Raw genomic sequence first — 16,206 nt, forward strand, 5'->3', positions numbered from 1 at the left:
AATTTCTTGATATATCGAATTAATTATTCGAATACGTTATAATTGTAAGTTAATTACATGAAGTAATTGTGTTTGGTACGCTTTTTGTACCTAAAAGGAGGTCAAATGACCAAGGGTATTGATAAATACAGTATCGATAGTACTGATTATCAAATTGGACAAGATAATGTCCAAAAATGGGGGTTCGATGTACACAATGCGGTCTTTTCCGTTAGTGCCGGCCTAACAATTCTTTTTCTTCTTGCTATGGTGTTCCTTGATCCGGAGACTGCAAAGTCCGCGCTTGATGGACTAAAATGGCAAATTATCCACTCTTTCGATGCGTTGTTCATTTGGGCAGGTAACATCTTTGTTATTTTCTGCCTAGCTTTGATTGTTTCGCCTTACGGTAAGATTCGTCTTGGCGGGAAAGACGCAAAAGCGGAATACTCTATGATGTCATGGATAGCGATGCTATTTGCGGCAGGTATGGGTATTGGCTTGATGTTTTGGAGTGTTGCGGAGCCTGTTGCTTATTACACTGGTTGGTACGAGACACCACTGAATGTTGTTGCGAATTCACCAGAAGCCGCTAAGCTCGCTTTAGGTGCTACGATGTACCACTGGGGATTACACCCATGGGCTATCTATGCAGTAGTGGCATTATCATTAGCATTCTTTACGTACAACAAAGGCTTACCGCTATCGATTCGTTCGATCTTTTACCCTATTTTAGGGGACAGAGCATGGGGTTGGCCGGGTCACATTGTTGATATCTTAGCAGTATTGGCTACCTTGTTTGGTTTAGCCACTTCGTTAGGTTTAGGTGCACAACAAGCGGCCAGTGGTATTCACCATGTATTCGGTTTAGATGCAGGTCTCGGCTTACAAATCGGCGTCATCAGTTTTGTGACCTTACTGGCGATCATTTCGGTGGTGCGTGGTATTGACGGTGGTGTGAAAGTTATCTCGAACATCAACATGCTGATTGCACTTGTGTTATTAGTGTTTGTTATGTTGATTGGTTATCACGTTACCTTTAGCAGCATTTCGACGACTTTCCTTTCTTACGTTGAGCATATTATTCCACTGAGTAACCCGCACGGTCGTGAAGACGAAGCATGGTTCCAAGGTTGGACTGTATTCTACTGGGCTTGGTGGATTTCATGGTCCCCATTCGTAGGTATGTTTATCGCTCGCGTATCTAAAGGTCGTACTGTTCGTGAATTTATGACAGCAGTATTGATTGTACCGACTACTGTGACGCTTATTTGGATGTCTACATTTGGCGGTTTGGCGATTGACCAAGTGATCAACAATGTGGGTATTTTAGGCAGTAAAGGTCTAACTGACGTTTCTTTAGCGATGTTTGAAATGTTTGATGCTATGCCAATGGCAAACGTACTTTCTATCATTGGTATCGTATTGGTCATGGTGTTCTTCGTCACCTCTTCAGACTCAGGTTCATTGGTTATCGACAGTATCACCGCGGGTGGTAAAGTGGATGCACCGATTCCACAACGTGTATTCTGGGCGTTCATGGAAGGTGCTATTGCCGTTGCTATGCTTTGGGTGGGTGGCTCTCAAGCCGTTCAAGCATTGCAAGCAGGTGCTATTTCTACTGCGTTGCCGTTTACCTTCATCTTACTTGCTATGTGTGTGAGTTTGTTGATGGGTATGGCGACAGAAGAGCGTTAAGCCTATACATCCGTTCAGCATTGAATAGATAATAATTTAAGGACCTGAATTTTCAGGTCCTTTTTCGTTTGATAAAGGAAGAACAATGAGTCTCACTAAAATGACGTTTTTTGAGCGCTTTGAAGCCGATATTTTATCGGGAAAGAAAACCATCACCATACGTGATGAAAATGAGTGTGACTTCGCACCAGGCTCTATCGTAGAGGTAGCAACCTATGAAGAGGATCGCTGGTTTTGTCAGTTACGCATTCTTTCGGTGACGCCGATAGTCTTTGACGAACTGAGTGAATTTCATGCCTCACAAGAGAACATGACATTACAGGAGCTTAAATTGGTCATTGCTGATATTTATCCAAATATCAGCAAGTTGTTTGTGATCCGCTATCAAAAAGTCACTGCGATTACAGGTTAAGAAAACAAGTGAGATGCTGCATTTACAGCCATAAGTTTTCAATAGGATCATCGGGGCTGAAATGATGTGCTACTTGGGCTTGTAGTAGTTCGGCCGTTGCGATGGCATCGACTAATGCATCATGAGGGGTGTACGTTGGCAGGTTATAACGTTTGCGACTTGCGCCCAGTCTCACTGACCCGGGGCGTTTTCCTTTTAAGCGGTTGATGAATCCAGCCGAGAGTTCTTGCTGGATACTCCATTCAATTTGTAAGGTATCAACAACGGGAAATAGTATACCTTCGTTTAAACGGCGCTTTAGAATACTGTCTAAGAAATCACGTTCTATTTGACGATAATGGACCACACATACCTTTCCTGCGATCGCCTCTAAGATCTCAGGCAGTACTGTCATAAAATCAGGTGCAAACTGCAATTCTGAGTGCGTAATACCATGAATCACCACAGAATCCGCATTCAGCGCTTTTTGAGGTTTGATTAACCATTGCTGACTTTGTTTTAAGTACACGCGATTTAAGTCAAATGGCACAAGCCCAATCGAAATAATTTCATCTTTTGTCGCATTCAGTCCGGTCGTTTCAAAATCCAGAGCCAGAAACGGCGTATCTTTTAATGCGGTTTTTTCATCGATAGTGCCTGTGGCGTAAAAACGCTTTAAATGCCCATGATGGCTTTTCGCCTGTAAAGACTCAAAGTGGCTTTGCCAATCATGGATCACTTGATGTGTTTGATTATTATTGTTTTTTTTAAACATAAGCTTATTTTATCGAGGCACCTTGGTAGCGAAACTTCAAAAAGTTCTGTGCATTACTCAGAATTTGGAATGCATTTTTTAGGTTACGTCGTTCAAAATCGGATAAGTTTTCTGGCTCAATGTTATTATCAGGCTCTCGCTGTTCGTTAATATCGATAGCTTGATGTCGAATACGCACCAGCGAGATAAACTCTAGCGCATCTTTCAGATCTTGAGCACGACCTTTTGGCAGAATATTGGCATCGAGTATGTCATCTAAACGTTCAAAAGAGTTTTGTTGAGTTGAGCCGACAGCCAGTGCATGCACACGAATGAGATCGGCGAGGGGAGCCGTCCCACGTCGTTTTAGGTTGATCGAATTTTTATGGTTGCCATCTTTTTCCATTACAAAGCTTTTAAAGAAGCCCAGTGGTGGTGTGCGGTTTAGCGCATTGCGAGCAAGGCAGTATAAAAATTTAGAATTATTTTTTGCACGCTCGGTAATAAAGCGATTGAGTTTTTCAGCCCACTTTATTTGACCGTGAACCCCTACAAGATCAAAAAATATCGACGCATTAAGCAGGGCTTTTGCGTTTGGTTTATCTATCCAATCGGCAAAACAGTCTTCCCATTCAGTTTGTGTCATACGCCAGATAGGGTTGGTGGCCATGATATCGCCAGTACAATATGGGTAGCCACATTGATCCAGTCCATCACTGACTTTTTGGGCTAATTCAGCAAAATATGGATCGTGTTTTTCTTTATCAAAGCTGTTGGAGAGTATGATGGCATTGTCTTGGTCGGTCACAATCAACTGCTCATCACGAGCCATAGAGCCAAGCGCTAGGAAGCAATAGGGTACAGGAGACGGCCCCAACTCCTCTTCGACAAGCTCGATAATACGCTGCTTGAAACTCTTAGCAATAATTGCCATTGCGCTGCCAACCATATGTGAGTTGGCATCTTCATTGACCAATCGAACAAAACTGTCACTGACTTGCTCAGACAATGTCACGAGATCGGCAATACTATTTTGCTGGAATATAGAACTGACTAATAATAGAGAGTTTTGCGACTCATAGCGTACGATATCGCTGGCTTCAATAACGCCAATCGGCGTGTTTTTCCTAACGATAGGCAAGTGATGAACGTTGAATCTTTGCATCGTCAGCATAGCTTCATAAATATAGGCATTGCTGTCTAACGAAATGACATCTTGGGTCATCACCGATTTGACCGTGTCGTCAGGGGACACGCCTTGGGCGATAACACGAGTACATAAATCTCGGTCGGTAAGGATGCCACGCAATTTATCTCGGCTGTCCATTTGTTCGTCGTCGACAACCAGTAAACAAGACGTATTTTCGTCGTCCATGCGAATGGCTGCATCTCGTATGGATGATCCTTCAGTAATACTTGATGGTGTATGGGTGATTAGAGAGGTGACTTTGGCGGTAGTCAGATCGTTGTCATCATTGGTCGCAATCGCACGACGAAGACGCTTGCCATCATCAAGGGCAACAAAGTCGGCAAATGAATCGAAATTATCATACAGATTTTGAAAGGTATCACTGGGAATACAGTACAGTAGACAGTCTTCTATCGCCGTTGCCGGGAACATGACTTTACCGTTACTTAGTAGTGCCATTTGACCGAAGATAGCCCCTTCATCTAGGCGATTATAAAGTGAACCGTTTCGCTTTGAAATTTCAACAACGCCACTACGGACAACAAAAAAATCAGAAATCGCCTCACCTAAAGAAACCACCAATTCACCTTTACGAATGTAGGAAATTTCAGTCTCAAGTGCAATTTGATTTAATGTCTCATCCGGTAGCTCAGTAAATGGAGGGTACTGCGCGAGAAATTGTTTAATTTCAAATAGTTCAACTTCCATGATATGCCTTAAATATCGTGATTCTTTGCTGAGTTCATCATAGAACGAAAACCAAAATATCCATAGTTTAGTTTGATGATAGTTCGCATCGAAAAGGGAATAATCACCCGTATTGGCGTTATTTTGTTCACATTTACAGTGTAGCGCAGTTTGTGGGGGTAAATTGCATAATAGAGAGTGCTAGAGACGGGATCGGGTATGGTTTGACTTACATTTATCAATTCTGTAAATATGGATAAAAATCAGGCGATGTTTCATCGAGGAAGCTAAATACGGTGTGGCATAGCCCTCTTTCGGGGAGGAAGTTTTAGTGCAAGGATTTAGGATTAGCACAGATAACGATGAGTTAGACTTCGATGTTATTTATCATTTTATTTCAGAGAGTTATTGGGCAAAAGGTGTGCCTAAACACACGCTTTTAAAAGCGCTCTCAAATTCATTTTGTTTTGGCTTATTTGATAATAGTGGTGCTCAAGTGGGCTTTGCTCGCTTAATCACAGATAAAGCAACGTTTGCCTATTTGGCTGATGTATTTGTCTTAGAGTCTCATCGAGGGCAAGGGTTGAGTAAATGGTTGGTTCAAACCATCTTAGAACATCCGGACCTACAAGGGTTAAGGCGCATTATGCTAGCGACAAAAGATGCACATGGCCTGTATTGCCAATATGGATTTGAAGCTATCGTAAACCCAGAGATGCTAATGCAAATTTGGCATCCTGATGTTTACCGCGCTCCACTATAGTTCAGTGGTAGTGTATTTATACCTTAATTAAGTGTCAGTTGTATGCGGGGATAAAATGGATTTGGCAGACGTAATGCAAGAGTACAATGAATTTGAAAGAAAGTTCGGTAACTCATTTAATGGCACCATGAAATCAGATGATAACCTAACAAAGTTTGTATCAATAGATCGTCATGGTAGCTATATATCATTCTTCAACTTTGATGAAAACATGACAGAATCAATCGTTAAAGATCAACTGGCATACTTCAACAAGCGTAACTTATGTTTTGAATGGAAGACGTATAGTACGGATAAACCGAGTAATATTGGTGAGATATTGCTTGCCTATGGCTTTGAGCAAGAAGACTCAGAATCATTCATGGTTTTGGATCTTTCAAAAGTGGTAAGCGAACCCGAACCCTTCGATGAACTTCAGATTACAGAGGTTTCTGATAGTAAAGGTATTTATGATGCAATAAAGGTTCAAGAACAAGTTTGGGGTAGAGACTTCGATTGGCAATACAATTATCTAATGAATCTAAAGAAACACTCTCCAGATTCGGTATTCATTTATGTTGTGTATGTTAACGAACAACCTGTCACCTCCGCTTGGTTAACATTTAATGGTAACAGTCCATTTGCAGGTATTTGGGGGGGAAGCACAATCGAAGAGTTTCGAGGCAATGGTTATTATAGTTTGCTGCTTAACAAACGTATTGCCAAAGCAAAATCAAAAGGAGTTAAATATCTTATAATTGATGCTTCAGATATGAGTAAACCGATTGTATCAAAGCGTGGTTTTCAAGTTGTGGCAACAACGACGGGGTACACTTCCCCAAATAGCTAGCAAAGCTTAAATTGGCTGCTATGCGCGGGCAGACTTGATTGTACTCAAATAGGGAGTATGCCTATCAGCGCTTAATTTTGCTTATTTTGCAGGAGAAAATACCATGGAGTTAGTTGTACCATCACTGGAATACCAGTCCGCTTTTGCGCAGTTCTACGCCGATTTTGCTGAACATGACGGTGAAAACGCTGAATATTATCTCGAAGGGAAAGTTGATTTTCCGAGATACATTAAGCGACTCAGTGATGAAGCGGATGGTTTAAATTTGCGTGATGGCTATGTGCCTTGTAGTCACTTTTGGCTGGTCAATACAGAGAAGTCTATCCTTGGCGCTATTCGCGTGCGCCATAATATCAACAATGAATTTCTTTCCCTTGAAGCGGGTCATATTGGTTATGACATCGCACCTTCTCATCGTGCAAAAGGTAAAGGCAAGCTGATGCTTAAACTGGCTTTAGCAAAAGCGGCTGAATTAGGCATCGACAGCGCTTTGGTAATCGCAGATGAAGATAACTTAGCATCAAGAGCTGTTATCGAAGCGAATGGTGGTGAATTTGAGAACGTTGTTATGGGTAAGGTTTTTCCCAATCTTTTAGCAAGGTATTGGATTCGTTCTCACTAAGCATATCGGGCAATATAGCCAATATTGGATATGCTGTTAAGTACCATTTTTCTTGTCAAAGTCGATAGGGCATAGAGACCCAAGTACACTGTGCCTTTTTATCTGGTTATCATTAACCTATATGGGTTCCAAGATCCTTTTCCGCACTGTTCTCATATCAGTCTCACGTTATTGTCATTTCAAACTGCTTCTCATCAGCTATTCACTGAACAAACAAAGCTCAACATAAGTCCTTCAATCGGTTTTAGAGAGATCTTTCTTGGTGGGTTTAGTACCGTCTATTCCTTTTTACTGCATCTTGTTTTCCGCTTAGTCAGCCAATTGTTTTTTGATCTTCACGACAATGACAAAATCAAAAAAATGTCATTTCCATATCGATCACTAAAAAATATCAAAATCTCTATTGACATTATGTACTGATCAATACAGAATGCACGCATCGCAATCAGTAGTGACCACTACAAATTGCAGTCGAGCAACCGATATATGACTTAGTTCAACAGAATAAGCAGGAAAGAATAATGACTCAAGAAACAGCGATTCAAGCAGGCAACAACATGAAAACAGTCGTAATTACAGGCAGCAGCAGTGGTTTTGGTAAAATGTCGGCAAAGCAGTTTGCCGATAAAGGACACAAAGTTTACGCTGCGATGCGCAACGCAGACGGCAAGAATCAAGCAGTGAAAAATGAACTGCAATCATATTCAGAAAACATTGTAGTGGTTGAGATGGACGTTCTCAGTGATGAATCTGTAAACGCAGCGATTGCACACATCATGCAAAAAGAAAATGCGATTGATGTGCTGATCAACAACGCGGGCATCATGCACATGGGGATTACTGAAGCATTCAGTGTGGAGCAAGCACAGCAATTGATGGATACCAATTTCTACGGTGTTATCCGCTCGGTTCAAGCTGTTGCGCCGCATATGCGTAAAGCAGGCAAGGGTCTAATCATCAATACGACCTCTGTTATTGGGCGCGTATCATGGCCATTTACTGGCACCTATAGCGCAAGTAAAGCCGCGGTAGAAGCTTACTCTCAGAGCCTAAAATTTGAATTAGCATCCAGTGGTATTGAGGTAGTGATTGTGGAGCCAGGCCCATCAGGGACTAACCTAGGTGGCTCATTTCAACCAGAAGCGCATACTCAAGTGGTGGCAGAAAATCCACAACTTAAAGCGACCATTGATAACATGCTTAGCTCAGTCCGCCAAGGCCGAGGAGACCCAAAAACTGATCCGCAAAACGTGGTAGATGTATACCTAAACCTAGTGGATATGGAACACGGCACACGCCCAACACGTACAGCGATTGGTCTGGTGAACAACGTGGATAAAATCAACGATTTCTTCCAACCACTTCAAGATCAAGTGATCTCAGATTTCCAACTCGATTTCATGCTAGAAACTAAAGTTAACCACTAATTACTTCGCTATCTCAACGTAATAAAACAAGGTCAAAGCTTATGTCATTCAACATTTCAAATAAAGTTGTGTTCATCACTGGTGCAAACCGAGGTATTGGTAAATGCATTACTGAGCATTTTCTTGAGCAAGGTGCGAAGAAAGTGTACTTAGCGGTTCGCAATCCAAATTCAACTAAGGATTTAGAAGAGCAATACGGCGAAAAAGTAGAGACAATTCAAGTCGATATTACCGATGAAGCCTCTATTTTAGAAGCGGCAAAAAAAGCAACGGACGTTGATGTTGTCATTAATAACGCAGGGATTATTTCAACAGTGGCTCCTCTGGATGACAATGCGCTCGATACCTTGAAAGAAGAGATGGAAGTAAATGTTTACGGACTAATGCGCGTAGCCAAAGCATTTGAAGCGGCCTTGATTGCCAATCAAGGTTCACTGGTGCAATTAAACTCAGTCGCTTCAATCAAAAACCATTTGAATATGACTACATACTGCACATCAAAAGCGGCATCTTATTCTGTCACGCAAGGTTTGCGTGATCATTTTAAGCCTCATAACGTTCGCGTGCTGAGCGTTCACCCCGGCGTGGTTGCAACCGATATGGCAGATCTTACCGGTCTTAGTGATATCGCATCGTCACCACAAATCGTACCAATCGAAATTCTTTCTGCATTGGATAAAGGCGAGTTCCACGTATTTCCAGATGCGATTGCAAAACAAAGAGAAGTTGGATTTAAATCTTATGCCGACAACGTCATCATGAAAGACTTTGCAGAAGAACGAAAATAACGTCTCGCTGGATTCATCAATTCCCTTTTTAAGGGATATAGAAGCCAAATAGCCTCTATATCTCTTATTAAGGTCGTTCTTTCCCTTAGCTCGATAAGAAATGACGTATTTAACGCCCATAATTCGGCGTCTTAATCCAGTTTATTGAGTGTTCTTGCCCAACAGTGTGCACCAACACACGCTTCAATGCCTATACACATGAGTGGTGTCTTTGCTATTGTAATCAGTAGTTTAGGGCGGATTAATGACTTATGAAGTATGACCTTATTATTTTGGTCTACAGCATGAAGACTACAGTGGTTTTTAGCTAGGCCGATACCGCAGAAATAAGAATAATCAGATATGGTGCCTCCGATGCATTTAAGTAGCACATAAGTGTGGCAGATTCTCGGTAGGGGGAATCCATATCATTGGTTTTATGCTATTTGATAAAGTGCGGACGTGGGCAGAATTTTGGATTGATTTCAGCTTATCGGCGATAGCGTTGCTAGCTCTTGGGTTGGTTTTAGGTCTGGTTACTTGGGCTGTTTCAGAAACGTGGTATGAACGAGAGACGAACAAATAAAAGCGCACATAACAAGATAATCGGACTCCCACCGACTCAGTCTATTCTGAACAGTGAAGTGTTTAGGAGAGTCTAATCAAGAAATGACACCGAGCCAATTTAGTGAGTGCTTGGCAAAATTTAGCTCGGGCATCAATCAAGATTAATTTATCCCACGATAAGTTCCTGTCATTTCTCAAAATCAGAAAACGAATAATCTTTCATGTCTACCTCCATACACTACGAGTCGAAACTGGCTTATTTTATATGTCATAAACATGCCAACTTGACTTATTCACGATCAAACTTAATCGTCTGCCTACCGCATCATCGCGAGCACGTTATCTTGAATCATGGGATACAAAAAAAGGGGTGAACCCAGTATGGGCACCCCGTTTTTTCGTCATAGTGCTTATGCCGCTTTTCAGACTATGCTACTGACTCGCTACGAGTCGGTATCGTATTGAGTGCATAGTCCATGATCGATTCTGCAACCTGTTGTGACTCTCCCGCGCGAACCTGAGTAGAGATGCCATAAACAACCGATAACAAGTATTTTGCTTGCAGTTCTGCGGTCGCAGACTCAGTGATTACTCCCTCAGATTCAATCAAGGTTGTGAGCATCTTTTTGGTTTTTAACCCAAATTGTTTAATGTACACCGTAGCTTCCTCAGGAAAGGCAACGCTGTCAGACTCATTCACGCTTTTTACTAATAAGCATCCTAACGGGGTATTAGCATCTGAAAACTTTTGAATCAGCTCATAGAAACACGCTCGTAGTCTTTCTATGAAATTAGCATCAGAGGGTTCAGTGATATGGCGATAACACGGCTCACTGTATTGTTTGATGTAATGCGCTACCACTTCTTTGAATAGCTGCTCTTTATTGCCAAAAGCGGCATATAAACTAGGCGTATTGATGCCAAGCTCTGAGGTTAGATTCGAGACAGATGTGGCGGCATAACCGTTGTTCCAAAATACGCGCATTGCCTTATCAAGTGCGATATCTCTGTCAAATGATCTTTTTCTTCCAGCCATTAACTATGGTGCTCCTACCTAAAATATCTCTATCACATATATTTTGTAGCACTCACTAAAAAATGTCAATTTCATTGCTGAGTTTATTTATCGATCGATACGGAATACAGCTATCAATTAATAGCGATCACTATGTAATGTGGGTCATTCGTACTGAATACACCTTTTTGTGTCTATATGGTGAACTTTCATGGAGTTACTTATATCGAAAAATGATCCCAGTTTTTACTGGGACTAACGCATTGGTTATCTCGCTAGTACTGGTATCTTTTGTCATTTGTATAGGGGTAGGCTAAAGGAGCAGAAATTCCCATAATGTTTATTAAAGGTAGCTTAGTAATGATATAGAAATGGATAGATACAGTGAGAGTTTTTGCGGGATGTAATTATCGATATCAAAAAAAGAAAACCACAATACATTGATAATATTGTGGCTTTCTCAAATTTTAACTGGTGCTTTTAAGCAATAGGCTTACAGTACCGCTGCAATACCTTTGCACAAAGGCAACATGTTGTTTTTAGTCATGCCAGCAACGCTGATGCGGCCAGAGCCAACAATGTAGATGCCGAACTCTTCTTTTAGGCGAGTGACTTGCTCTTTGTTTAAACCAGAGAAAGAGAACATGCCGTTTTGGCGTTCAATGAAGCTAAAGTCAGCAGTTACGCCTTGCGCTTTAAGTGTTTCTACAAACAAAGTACGCATTTCGTGGATGCGATCGCGCATCTCTTTAACTTCTTGTTCCCATTCTTGACGAAGCTCTGCGTTGTTAAGAATGTGAGTTACTACTGCCGCACCGTGTGCTGGTGGGTTAGAGTAGATAGAACGAATAATGCCTTTCACTTGAGAAAATGCGGTTTGTGCCACTTCTGCGTTATCTGCAACTAATGTAAATGCACCAACGCGTTCGTTGTATAAACCGAAGTTTTTAGAGAACGAGCTTGCTACTAGAATTTCGCTGTTACGCTCAGCAAATGCACGTAGACCTGCTGCATCTTCTTCCACGCCTTTTGCAAAACCTTGGTAAGCAAAGTCAAACAGTGGGATCAGTTTTTTATCTGCTGCAAGTTGCGCCAGTGTTTGCCACTCTTCAAATGTTGGGTCGATACCCGTTGGGTTGTGACAACAGCCATGAAGCAATACGATGTCGCCTTCATTTGCTTGGTTAAGATCAGCAAGCATGGCATCAAAGTCTTTCGCTTTTGTTTCCGCGTTGTAGTAACGGTATTCTGCGATTTCTAGACCAGCAGCAGTAAACACACCTTTGTGGTTTGCCCATGTTGGGTTGCTGATCCAAATTTTAGCGCCGCCTAAATGACGTTTAATGAATTCACCGGCTACACGTAGCGCACCTGTACCGCCAGGAGCTTGCGCTGTTTTAGCGCGCTTGTCTGAAACGATAGTGCTGTTTTCACCAAACAGAAGTTTTTGTACTGCTAGACCGTATTCAGCAGTACCTTCAATAGTTAGGTATGACTTCGTTTTCTCAGTGTCTAAAATAGCTTGTTCTGCTTTCTTTACAGTCGCCAGAACAGGGGTTGAACCTTGTTCATTTTTGTAAATGCCAGCACCAAGGTTAATTTTGGTTTCGCGTGTGTCTTTTTTAAATTCTTCAGTTAAGCCAAGAATAGGGTCGGCAGGAGCAGCAACTACTTTTTCAAACATGAGAATCGTCCGTGTTTAGTGAATTAATGAAAAGCGATAGACTTTATTTATACCTTTAGAAAATCGCCAAAACAATAGATTTGTAATTAATTTTGAAATCGACAGCGTTTGGTCTGTTCAACTTCAATTATTTTTCAATAGGCTCAAAAAAACCGCCGAAAGGGCGGTTTAATATAAAAGCTTCTTATTAGAAGTTTGCACTACGTGGTGTACGTGGGAATGGAATCACGTCACGTACGTTGCCCATGCCAGTTACGTAAGAGACTAGGCGTTCGAAACCTAGACCGAAACCTGCGTGAGGCACTGTGCCGTAGCGACGTAAATCGCGGTACCAGCTCATGTGTTCTGGGTCGATACCCATCGCAATCATGCGCTCGTCCAATACGTCTAAACGTTCTTCACGTTGTGCACCACCGATGATTTCACCGATACCCGGAGCAAGAACGTCCATTGCCGCGACTGTTTTACCGTCGTCATTTAAGCGCATGTAGAAAGCTTTAATGTCTTTAGGGTAGTTTTTCACGATAACAGGTGCTTTGAAGTGCTCTTCTGCAAGGTAGCGTTCGTGTTCAGAAGACATATCGATGCCCCATTCAACAGCGAACTCAAACTCACGACCAGAATCTTGAAGGATTTGAATCGCGTCTGTGTAATCTACTTGGGCAAAATCAGCGTCAACAAATTGCTCTAAACGGGTAATCGCTTGTTTGTCGATACGTTGTGCAAAGAACTCAAGATCGTCACGACGCTCTTCAAGAACTGCTTTAAATACGTATTTCAGCATGTCTTCAGCCAGTTTTGCCGCATCATCTAGATCCGCAAAAGCAATTTCAGGCTCAACCATCCAGAATTCCGCTAGGTGGCGACTGGTGTTTGAGTTTTCAGCGCGGAACGTCGGGCCGAAAGTGTACACTTTGCTTAGTGCACAAGCGTACGCTTCTGCGTTTAGCTGACCAGATACCGTCAGGAAGGTTTCTTTACCGAAGAAATCTTCGTTGTAGTCCACATTGCCTTGCTCTGTGCGAGGTAGGTTTTCAAGATCCAGCGTTGAAACGCGGAACATTTCACCTGCACCTTCTGCATCAGATGCCGTAATTAACGGTGCTGAAGTCCAGAAGAAACCTTGCTCGTGGTAGAAGCGGTGAATAGCTTGAGACAAGCAGTTACGAACGCGCGCTACTGCACCAATTACGTTAGTGCGAGGGCGAAGGTGTGCCACTTCACGAAGGTACTCAATTGAGTGACGAGTCTTAGCCATAGGGTAGGTGTCTGCGTCTTCAACCCAGCCAACAACTTGTACAGCAGTGGCAGCAAGTTCAAAGTCTTGACCTTTTGCCGGAGATTCAACGATGGTACCCGTCACTTCAACAGAACAACCTGTAGTCAGCTTAAGGACTTCATCATTGTAATTATTAAGACTATTTGGGACCACGGCCTGAATCGGGTCGAAACAAGAGCCGTCATAGATGGCGAGAAAAGAGATCCCAGCTTTGGAATCGCGACGTGAACGGATCCAGCCTCGAACAGTGACTTCACTGTTTACTGCTAGCTTGCCGTTAAGAACGTCTGTTACAGGCGCGTAAGTCATTTGGTATTACTCTCCAATAGATGCTATTGAGAAAAAGATAAGAAATAGAACCTCTCAGTTTACATTCCAATAAATTTGCATCAAGTAAAGAGTGACAATTTATAACGGATTTTTTTTTAAGCGCTGTTTATTCCACCAAACGGAGCCAGTTGTCTTTGCATTGCATCAATTATTTGTGCGGTAACGCCCCAAATAAAATGTTTTTGATAGGGCATGGCAAACACTTTGTGGGTGACGGTTTTTAATTGGAAATGAAAATTAACCAAGTTAATGGGCGAAAAAAGAAAATCAGCAGGGACTTCAAACACCTCTGCCACTTCATTGGCATCAATTTTAGGCTGATAGCTTGCGTCTATCCACGCAAGATAAGGAGTGACGGAAAATTGGCTAATGGTGGGCAGTGAGGGAAGCGTGCCGATTATCTCAATCATGTGACTTGGAATACCGACCTCTTCGGTGGTTTCTCGCACTGCGGTATTGAGTAGCAATTTATCGCTGCTTTCATATTTACCGCCGGGAAAGCTAACCTGTCCCGGATGATGTTTAAGATGCGCAGCACGCTTGGTAAACACAACGTGCAGGCCGTTTTTTCGTTCAACTAAGCCAATTAACACCGCCGCAGGGCGCAGTACGTCTTGGTTAAAATGCGCTAGACGTTGCAAACTAAAAGCGTCGTAATCACTGGGCGTTGTAAAATTGAATTGTTGTAAAAACTCGGCTTTAGTCATTGCAGGCTCTGTGGCTTTATTGGGCTAAGGTTATTCTAATATTGGCAGAATTTTACTTAGCTTATGTAAAGTTTCTTCATATTCTAAGGTGCATTCACTGTCTGCGACCAATCCGCCACCTGCCCAAGCGTAGATATTTTGCGCTTCAGTGATCAAGGTTCGGATAGTAATGCTGGTATCCATTTTGCCACAACGACTGATGTAACCAATGCTACCGCAATACACACTGCGACGATGTGGCTCTAGCTCTTCGATGATTTGCATCGCGCGCACTTTAGGTGCGCCAGTGATAGAGCCGCCGGGGAAACAAGCGCGAAGCAGATCGTATTCATCGTATTGGCTATCAAGTTCTCCTGTGACGGTGCTGACTAAGTGATGCACCGCAGGAAAGCTCTCTATTTCAAACAGATGAGGCACTTGTACACTGCCTGGCGCGGAGACTTTTCCGATATCATTGCGTAGCAAATCAACAATCATTAAGTTTTCGGCCTGATCTTTTTGTGCATTTTTTAAATCATCAATTTGAATTTGATCTTCGACAGGGTCGGCAAAGCGAGGTCGGGTGCCTTTTATCGGTTTGGTTTCTACGTGTCCGTCATGGCACAAAATAAAACGCTCTGGCGAAATGCTCAGCACCGCATTGTGCTGTAAACGAATAAAGGCCGAGAAGGGCGCTTGGTTTTCATCTTCTAGCGTTTTATAGGCTTGCCATTCACTACCGGTATAAGAGGCGCAAAAACGTTGTGCTAAGTTAATTTGGTAGCAATCACCGGAGAGTAAATACTCTTGCACCGTTTCAAAGCGAGTTTGATACTCAGTTTGAGTCATGTTGGCTTGCCACGGGCTACACAATTGAAAATGATGGTTTGTTGCGTGACTAGCATCTGTATCGCTAAACAAAATGTTAGATGAAGCGTTCGCCGATGTTGGGGTTAACGAGTCTGTGCTCTCTGCGCTAGAGGTTACACTTACCCAAGTGGCTTGCTTAAGTTTATGGTCGACAATTAACGCTTGGTCGTACAAACCGACTGCCATATCTGGCGCGTTTAAGTCGTGCTCAGCAAGGGTGGCAATTTCTTCCACACAGCGGCCTAAATCGTAGGAAAATAGCCCTAACCAGCCACCAACAAAAGGCAGTTCGGTCTGGTTGTCGATTGGTGGAAGGTGTTGCTTACCCAGTTGGCGTAACAGCTCAAAAGGATCGCAAGTCGCGTGTGAGACTTTACCTTTTTGAGTGATGGTGCTGTGTTTGCCAAAAGTCTCAACCGTTAAAATGGGCGAATGCACCAAAATGTCGTAACGACTATTGGGATGCTCATCAGAGGCCGACCTAAGTAACATGGCATAAGGTTGATGCTCAACGCGCTCAAACAGAGTAATGGCGAGTTTTTTATGGTAAACGAGTGGACTAGTTTCTATTTTTAAATCAGACATCTATCAAATTGCTTGAAATGTGATGACACCGTAACGGTGAATGTGGTTTGATAATCCGCTCAAGAGTATCATAGATTTATCTCA

The 16,206-nt window shown here is 42.5% G+C and carries 14 protein-coding genes and 1 pseudogene; 7 read left to right on the top strand and 8 right to left on the bottom strand.

Annotated features, from left to right (window positions below; genetic code table 11):
* Positions 1-105 precede the first annotated feature (105 nt).
* Both VEZ01S_RS04860 and yqfB read left to right on the top strand, forming a co-directional pair.
* Positions 106-1,677 (top strand): BCCT family transporter, encoded by a 1,572-nt coding sequence (locus VEZ01S_RS04860; RefSeq protein WP_021712893.1) that lies wholly within the window; start codon positions 106-108, stop codon positions 1,675-1,677.
* Positions 1,678-1,777: 100 nt separating this feature from the next.
* Positions 1,778-2,089, top strand: a complete 312-nt coding sequence (yqfB, locus tag VEZ01S_RS04865) for a N(4)-acetylcytidine aminohydrolase (RefSeq protein ID WP_174371945.1) — start codon at positions 1,778-1,780, stop codon at positions 2,087-2,089.
* A gap of 22 nt (positions 2,090-2,111) precedes the next feature.
* Here the strand turns inward: yqfB and VEZ01S_RS04870 are convergent, their stop codons facing one another.
* Positions 2,112-2,843, bottom strand: a complete 732-nt coding sequence (locus tag VEZ01S_RS04870; RefSeq protein WP_021712895.1) for a 3'-5' exonuclease — start codon at positions 2,841-2,843, stop codon at positions 2,112-2,114.
* A 4-nt stretch (positions 2,844-2,847) separates the two neighbouring features.
* Entirely contained in the window at positions 2,848-4,719 is a 1,872-nt protein-coding gene (locus VEZ01S_RS04875) for a putative nucleotidyltransferase substrate binding domain-containing protein (protein WP_021712896.1), read from the bottom strand.
* 310 nt (positions 4,720-5,029) lie between these two features.
* On the opposite strand from VEZ01S_RS04875, the gene VEZ01S_RS04880 reads away from it, so the two are divergent.
* From VEZ01S_RS04880 to VEZ01S_RS04905, 5 genes are all read left to right on the top strand, one after another.
* Positions 5,030-5,461 (top strand): GNAT family N-acetyltransferase, encoded by a 432-nt coding sequence (locus VEZ01S_RS04880; RefSeq protein ID WP_021712897.1) that lies wholly within the window; start codon positions 5,030-5,032, stop codon positions 5,459-5,461.
* 55 nt (positions 5,462-5,516) lie between these two features.
* Positions 5,517-6,290, top strand: a complete 774-nt coding sequence (locus VEZ01S_RS04885; protein WP_021712898.1) for a GNAT family N-acetyltransferase — start codon at positions 5,517-5,519, stop codon at positions 6,288-6,290.
* 103 nt (positions 6,291-6,393) lie between these two features.
* Positions 6,394-6,912, top strand: coding sequence for a GNAT family N-acetyltransferase (locus tag VEZ01S_RS04890; protein WP_021712899.1), 519 nt, complete (start codon positions 6,394-6,396; stop codon positions 6,910-6,912).
* A 521-nt stretch (positions 6,913-7,433) separates the two neighbouring features.
* Positions 7,434-8,339 (top strand): SDR family oxidoreductase, encoded by a 906-nt coding sequence (locus tag VEZ01S_RS04900; RefSeq protein ID WP_021712900.1) that lies wholly within the window; start codon positions 7,434-7,436, stop codon positions 8,337-8,339.
* A 41-nt stretch (positions 8,340-8,380) separates the two neighbouring features.
* Positions 8,381-9,127, top strand: a complete 747-nt coding sequence (locus tag VEZ01S_RS04905; protein ID WP_021712901.1) for an SDR family oxidoreductase — start codon at positions 8,381-8,383, stop codon at positions 9,125-9,127.
* Between the two features lie 66 nt (positions 9,128-9,193).
* On the opposite strand, the pseudogene VEZ01S_RS16490 reads toward VEZ01S_RS04905, so the two are convergent.
* The 6 genes and pseudogenes from VEZ01S_RS16490 to pabB form a co-directional block, all read right to left on the bottom strand.
* A pseudogene (locus VEZ01S_RS16490) lies at positions 9,194-9,471 on the bottom strand (IS110 family transposase); the annotation flags it as partial.
* Between the two features lie 629 nt (positions 9,472-10,100).
* On the bottom strand, positions 10,101-10,709 hold the full coding sequence (locus VEZ01S_RS16330; protein WP_021712902.1) for a TetR/AcrR family transcriptional regulator: 609 nt from the start codon (positions 10,707-10,709) through the stop codon (positions 10,101-10,103).
* 472 nt (positions 10,710-11,181) lie between these two features.
* Positions 11,182-12,372 carry an amino acid aminotransferase gene (locus tag VEZ01S_RS04915; RefSeq protein ID WP_021712903.1) on the bottom strand — a complete coding sequence of 397 codons (1,191 nt, stop codon included), beginning with the start codon at positions 12,370-12,372 and terminating at the stop codon, positions 11,182-11,184.
* A gap of 187 nt (positions 12,373-12,559) precedes the next feature.
* Complete coding sequence (gene asnS, locus VEZ01S_RS04920; protein ID WP_021712904.1) at positions 12,560-13,960, bottom strand: asparagine--tRNA ligase; 1,401 nt, start codon at positions 13,958-13,960, stop codon at positions 12,560-12,562.
* A gap of 116 nt (positions 13,961-14,076) precedes the next feature.
* Positions 14,077-14,688 carry a CoA pyrophosphatase gene (locus VEZ01S_RS04925; RefSeq protein WP_021712905.1) on the bottom strand — a complete coding sequence of 204 codons (612 nt, stop codon included), beginning with the start codon at positions 14,686-14,688 and terminating at the stop codon, positions 14,077-14,079.
* A 30-nt stretch (positions 14,689-14,718) separates the two neighbouring features.
* The gene (gene pabB, locus VEZ01S_RS04930) at positions 14,719-16,122 is read right to left on the bottom strand and encodes an aminodeoxychorismate synthase component I (protein WP_021712906.1); all 1,404 of its coding nucleotides are present in this window, start codon (positions 16,120-16,122) and stop codon (positions 14,719-14,721) included.
* Positions 16,123-16,206: the final 84 nt, after the last annotated feature.

The sequence above is a fragment of the Vibrio ezurae NBRC 102218 genome (assembly GCF_000467185.1).
GTDB lineage: Bacteria > Pseudomonadota > Gammaproteobacteria > Enterobacterales > Vibrionaceae > Vibrio > Vibrio ezurae.

Coding starts and splice junctions, on each gene's coding strand:
- VEZ01S_RS04860 (WP_021712893.1), top strand. CDS start 106: ATGACCAAGGGTATTGATAAATACAGTATCGATAGTACTGATTATCAA.
- VEZ01S_RS04900 (WP_021712900.1), top strand. CDS start 7,434: ATGACTCAAGAAACAGCGATTCAAGCAGGCAACAACATGAAAACAGTC.
- VEZ01S_RS04915 (WP_021712903.1), bottom strand. CDS start 12,372: ATGTTTGAAAAAGTAGTTGCTGCTCCTGCCGACCCTATTCTTGGCTTA.
- pabB (WP_021712906.1), bottom strand. CDS start 16,122: ATGTCTGATTTAAAAATAGAAACTAGTCCACTCGTTTACCATAAAAAA.
- yqfB (WP_174371945.1), top strand. CDS start 1,778: ATGACGTTTTTTGAGCGCTTTGAAGCCGATATTTTATCGGGAAAGAAA.
- asnS (WP_021712904.1), bottom strand. CDS start 13,960: ATGACTTACGCGCCTGTAACAGACGTTCTTAACGGCAAGCTAGCAGTA.
- VEZ01S_RS04905 (WP_021712901.1), top strand. CDS start 8,381: ATGTCATTCAACATTTCAAATAAAGTTGTGTTCATCACTGGTGCAAAC.
- VEZ01S_RS16330 (WP_021712902.1), bottom strand. CDS start 10,709: ATGGCTGGAAGAAAAAGATCATTTGACAGAGATATCGCACTTGATAAG.
- VEZ01S_RS04925 (WP_021712905.1), bottom strand. CDS start 14,688: ATGACTAAAGCCGAGTTTTTACAACAATTCAATTTTACAACGCCCAGT.
- VEZ01S_RS04875 (WP_021712896.1), bottom strand. CDS start 4,719: ATGGAAGTTGAACTATTTGAAATTAAACAATTTCTCGCGCAGTACCCT.
- VEZ01S_RS04890 (WP_021712899.1), top strand. CDS start 6,394: ATGGAGTTAGTTGTACCATCACTGGAATACCAGTCCGCTTTTGCGCAG.
- VEZ01S_RS04885 (WP_021712898.1), top strand. CDS start 5,517: ATGGATTTGGCAGACGTAATGCAAGAGTACAATGAATTTGAAAGAAAG.
- VEZ01S_RS04870 (WP_021712895.1), bottom strand. CDS start 2,843: ATGTTTAAAAAAAACAATAATAATCAAACACATCAAGTGATCCATGAT.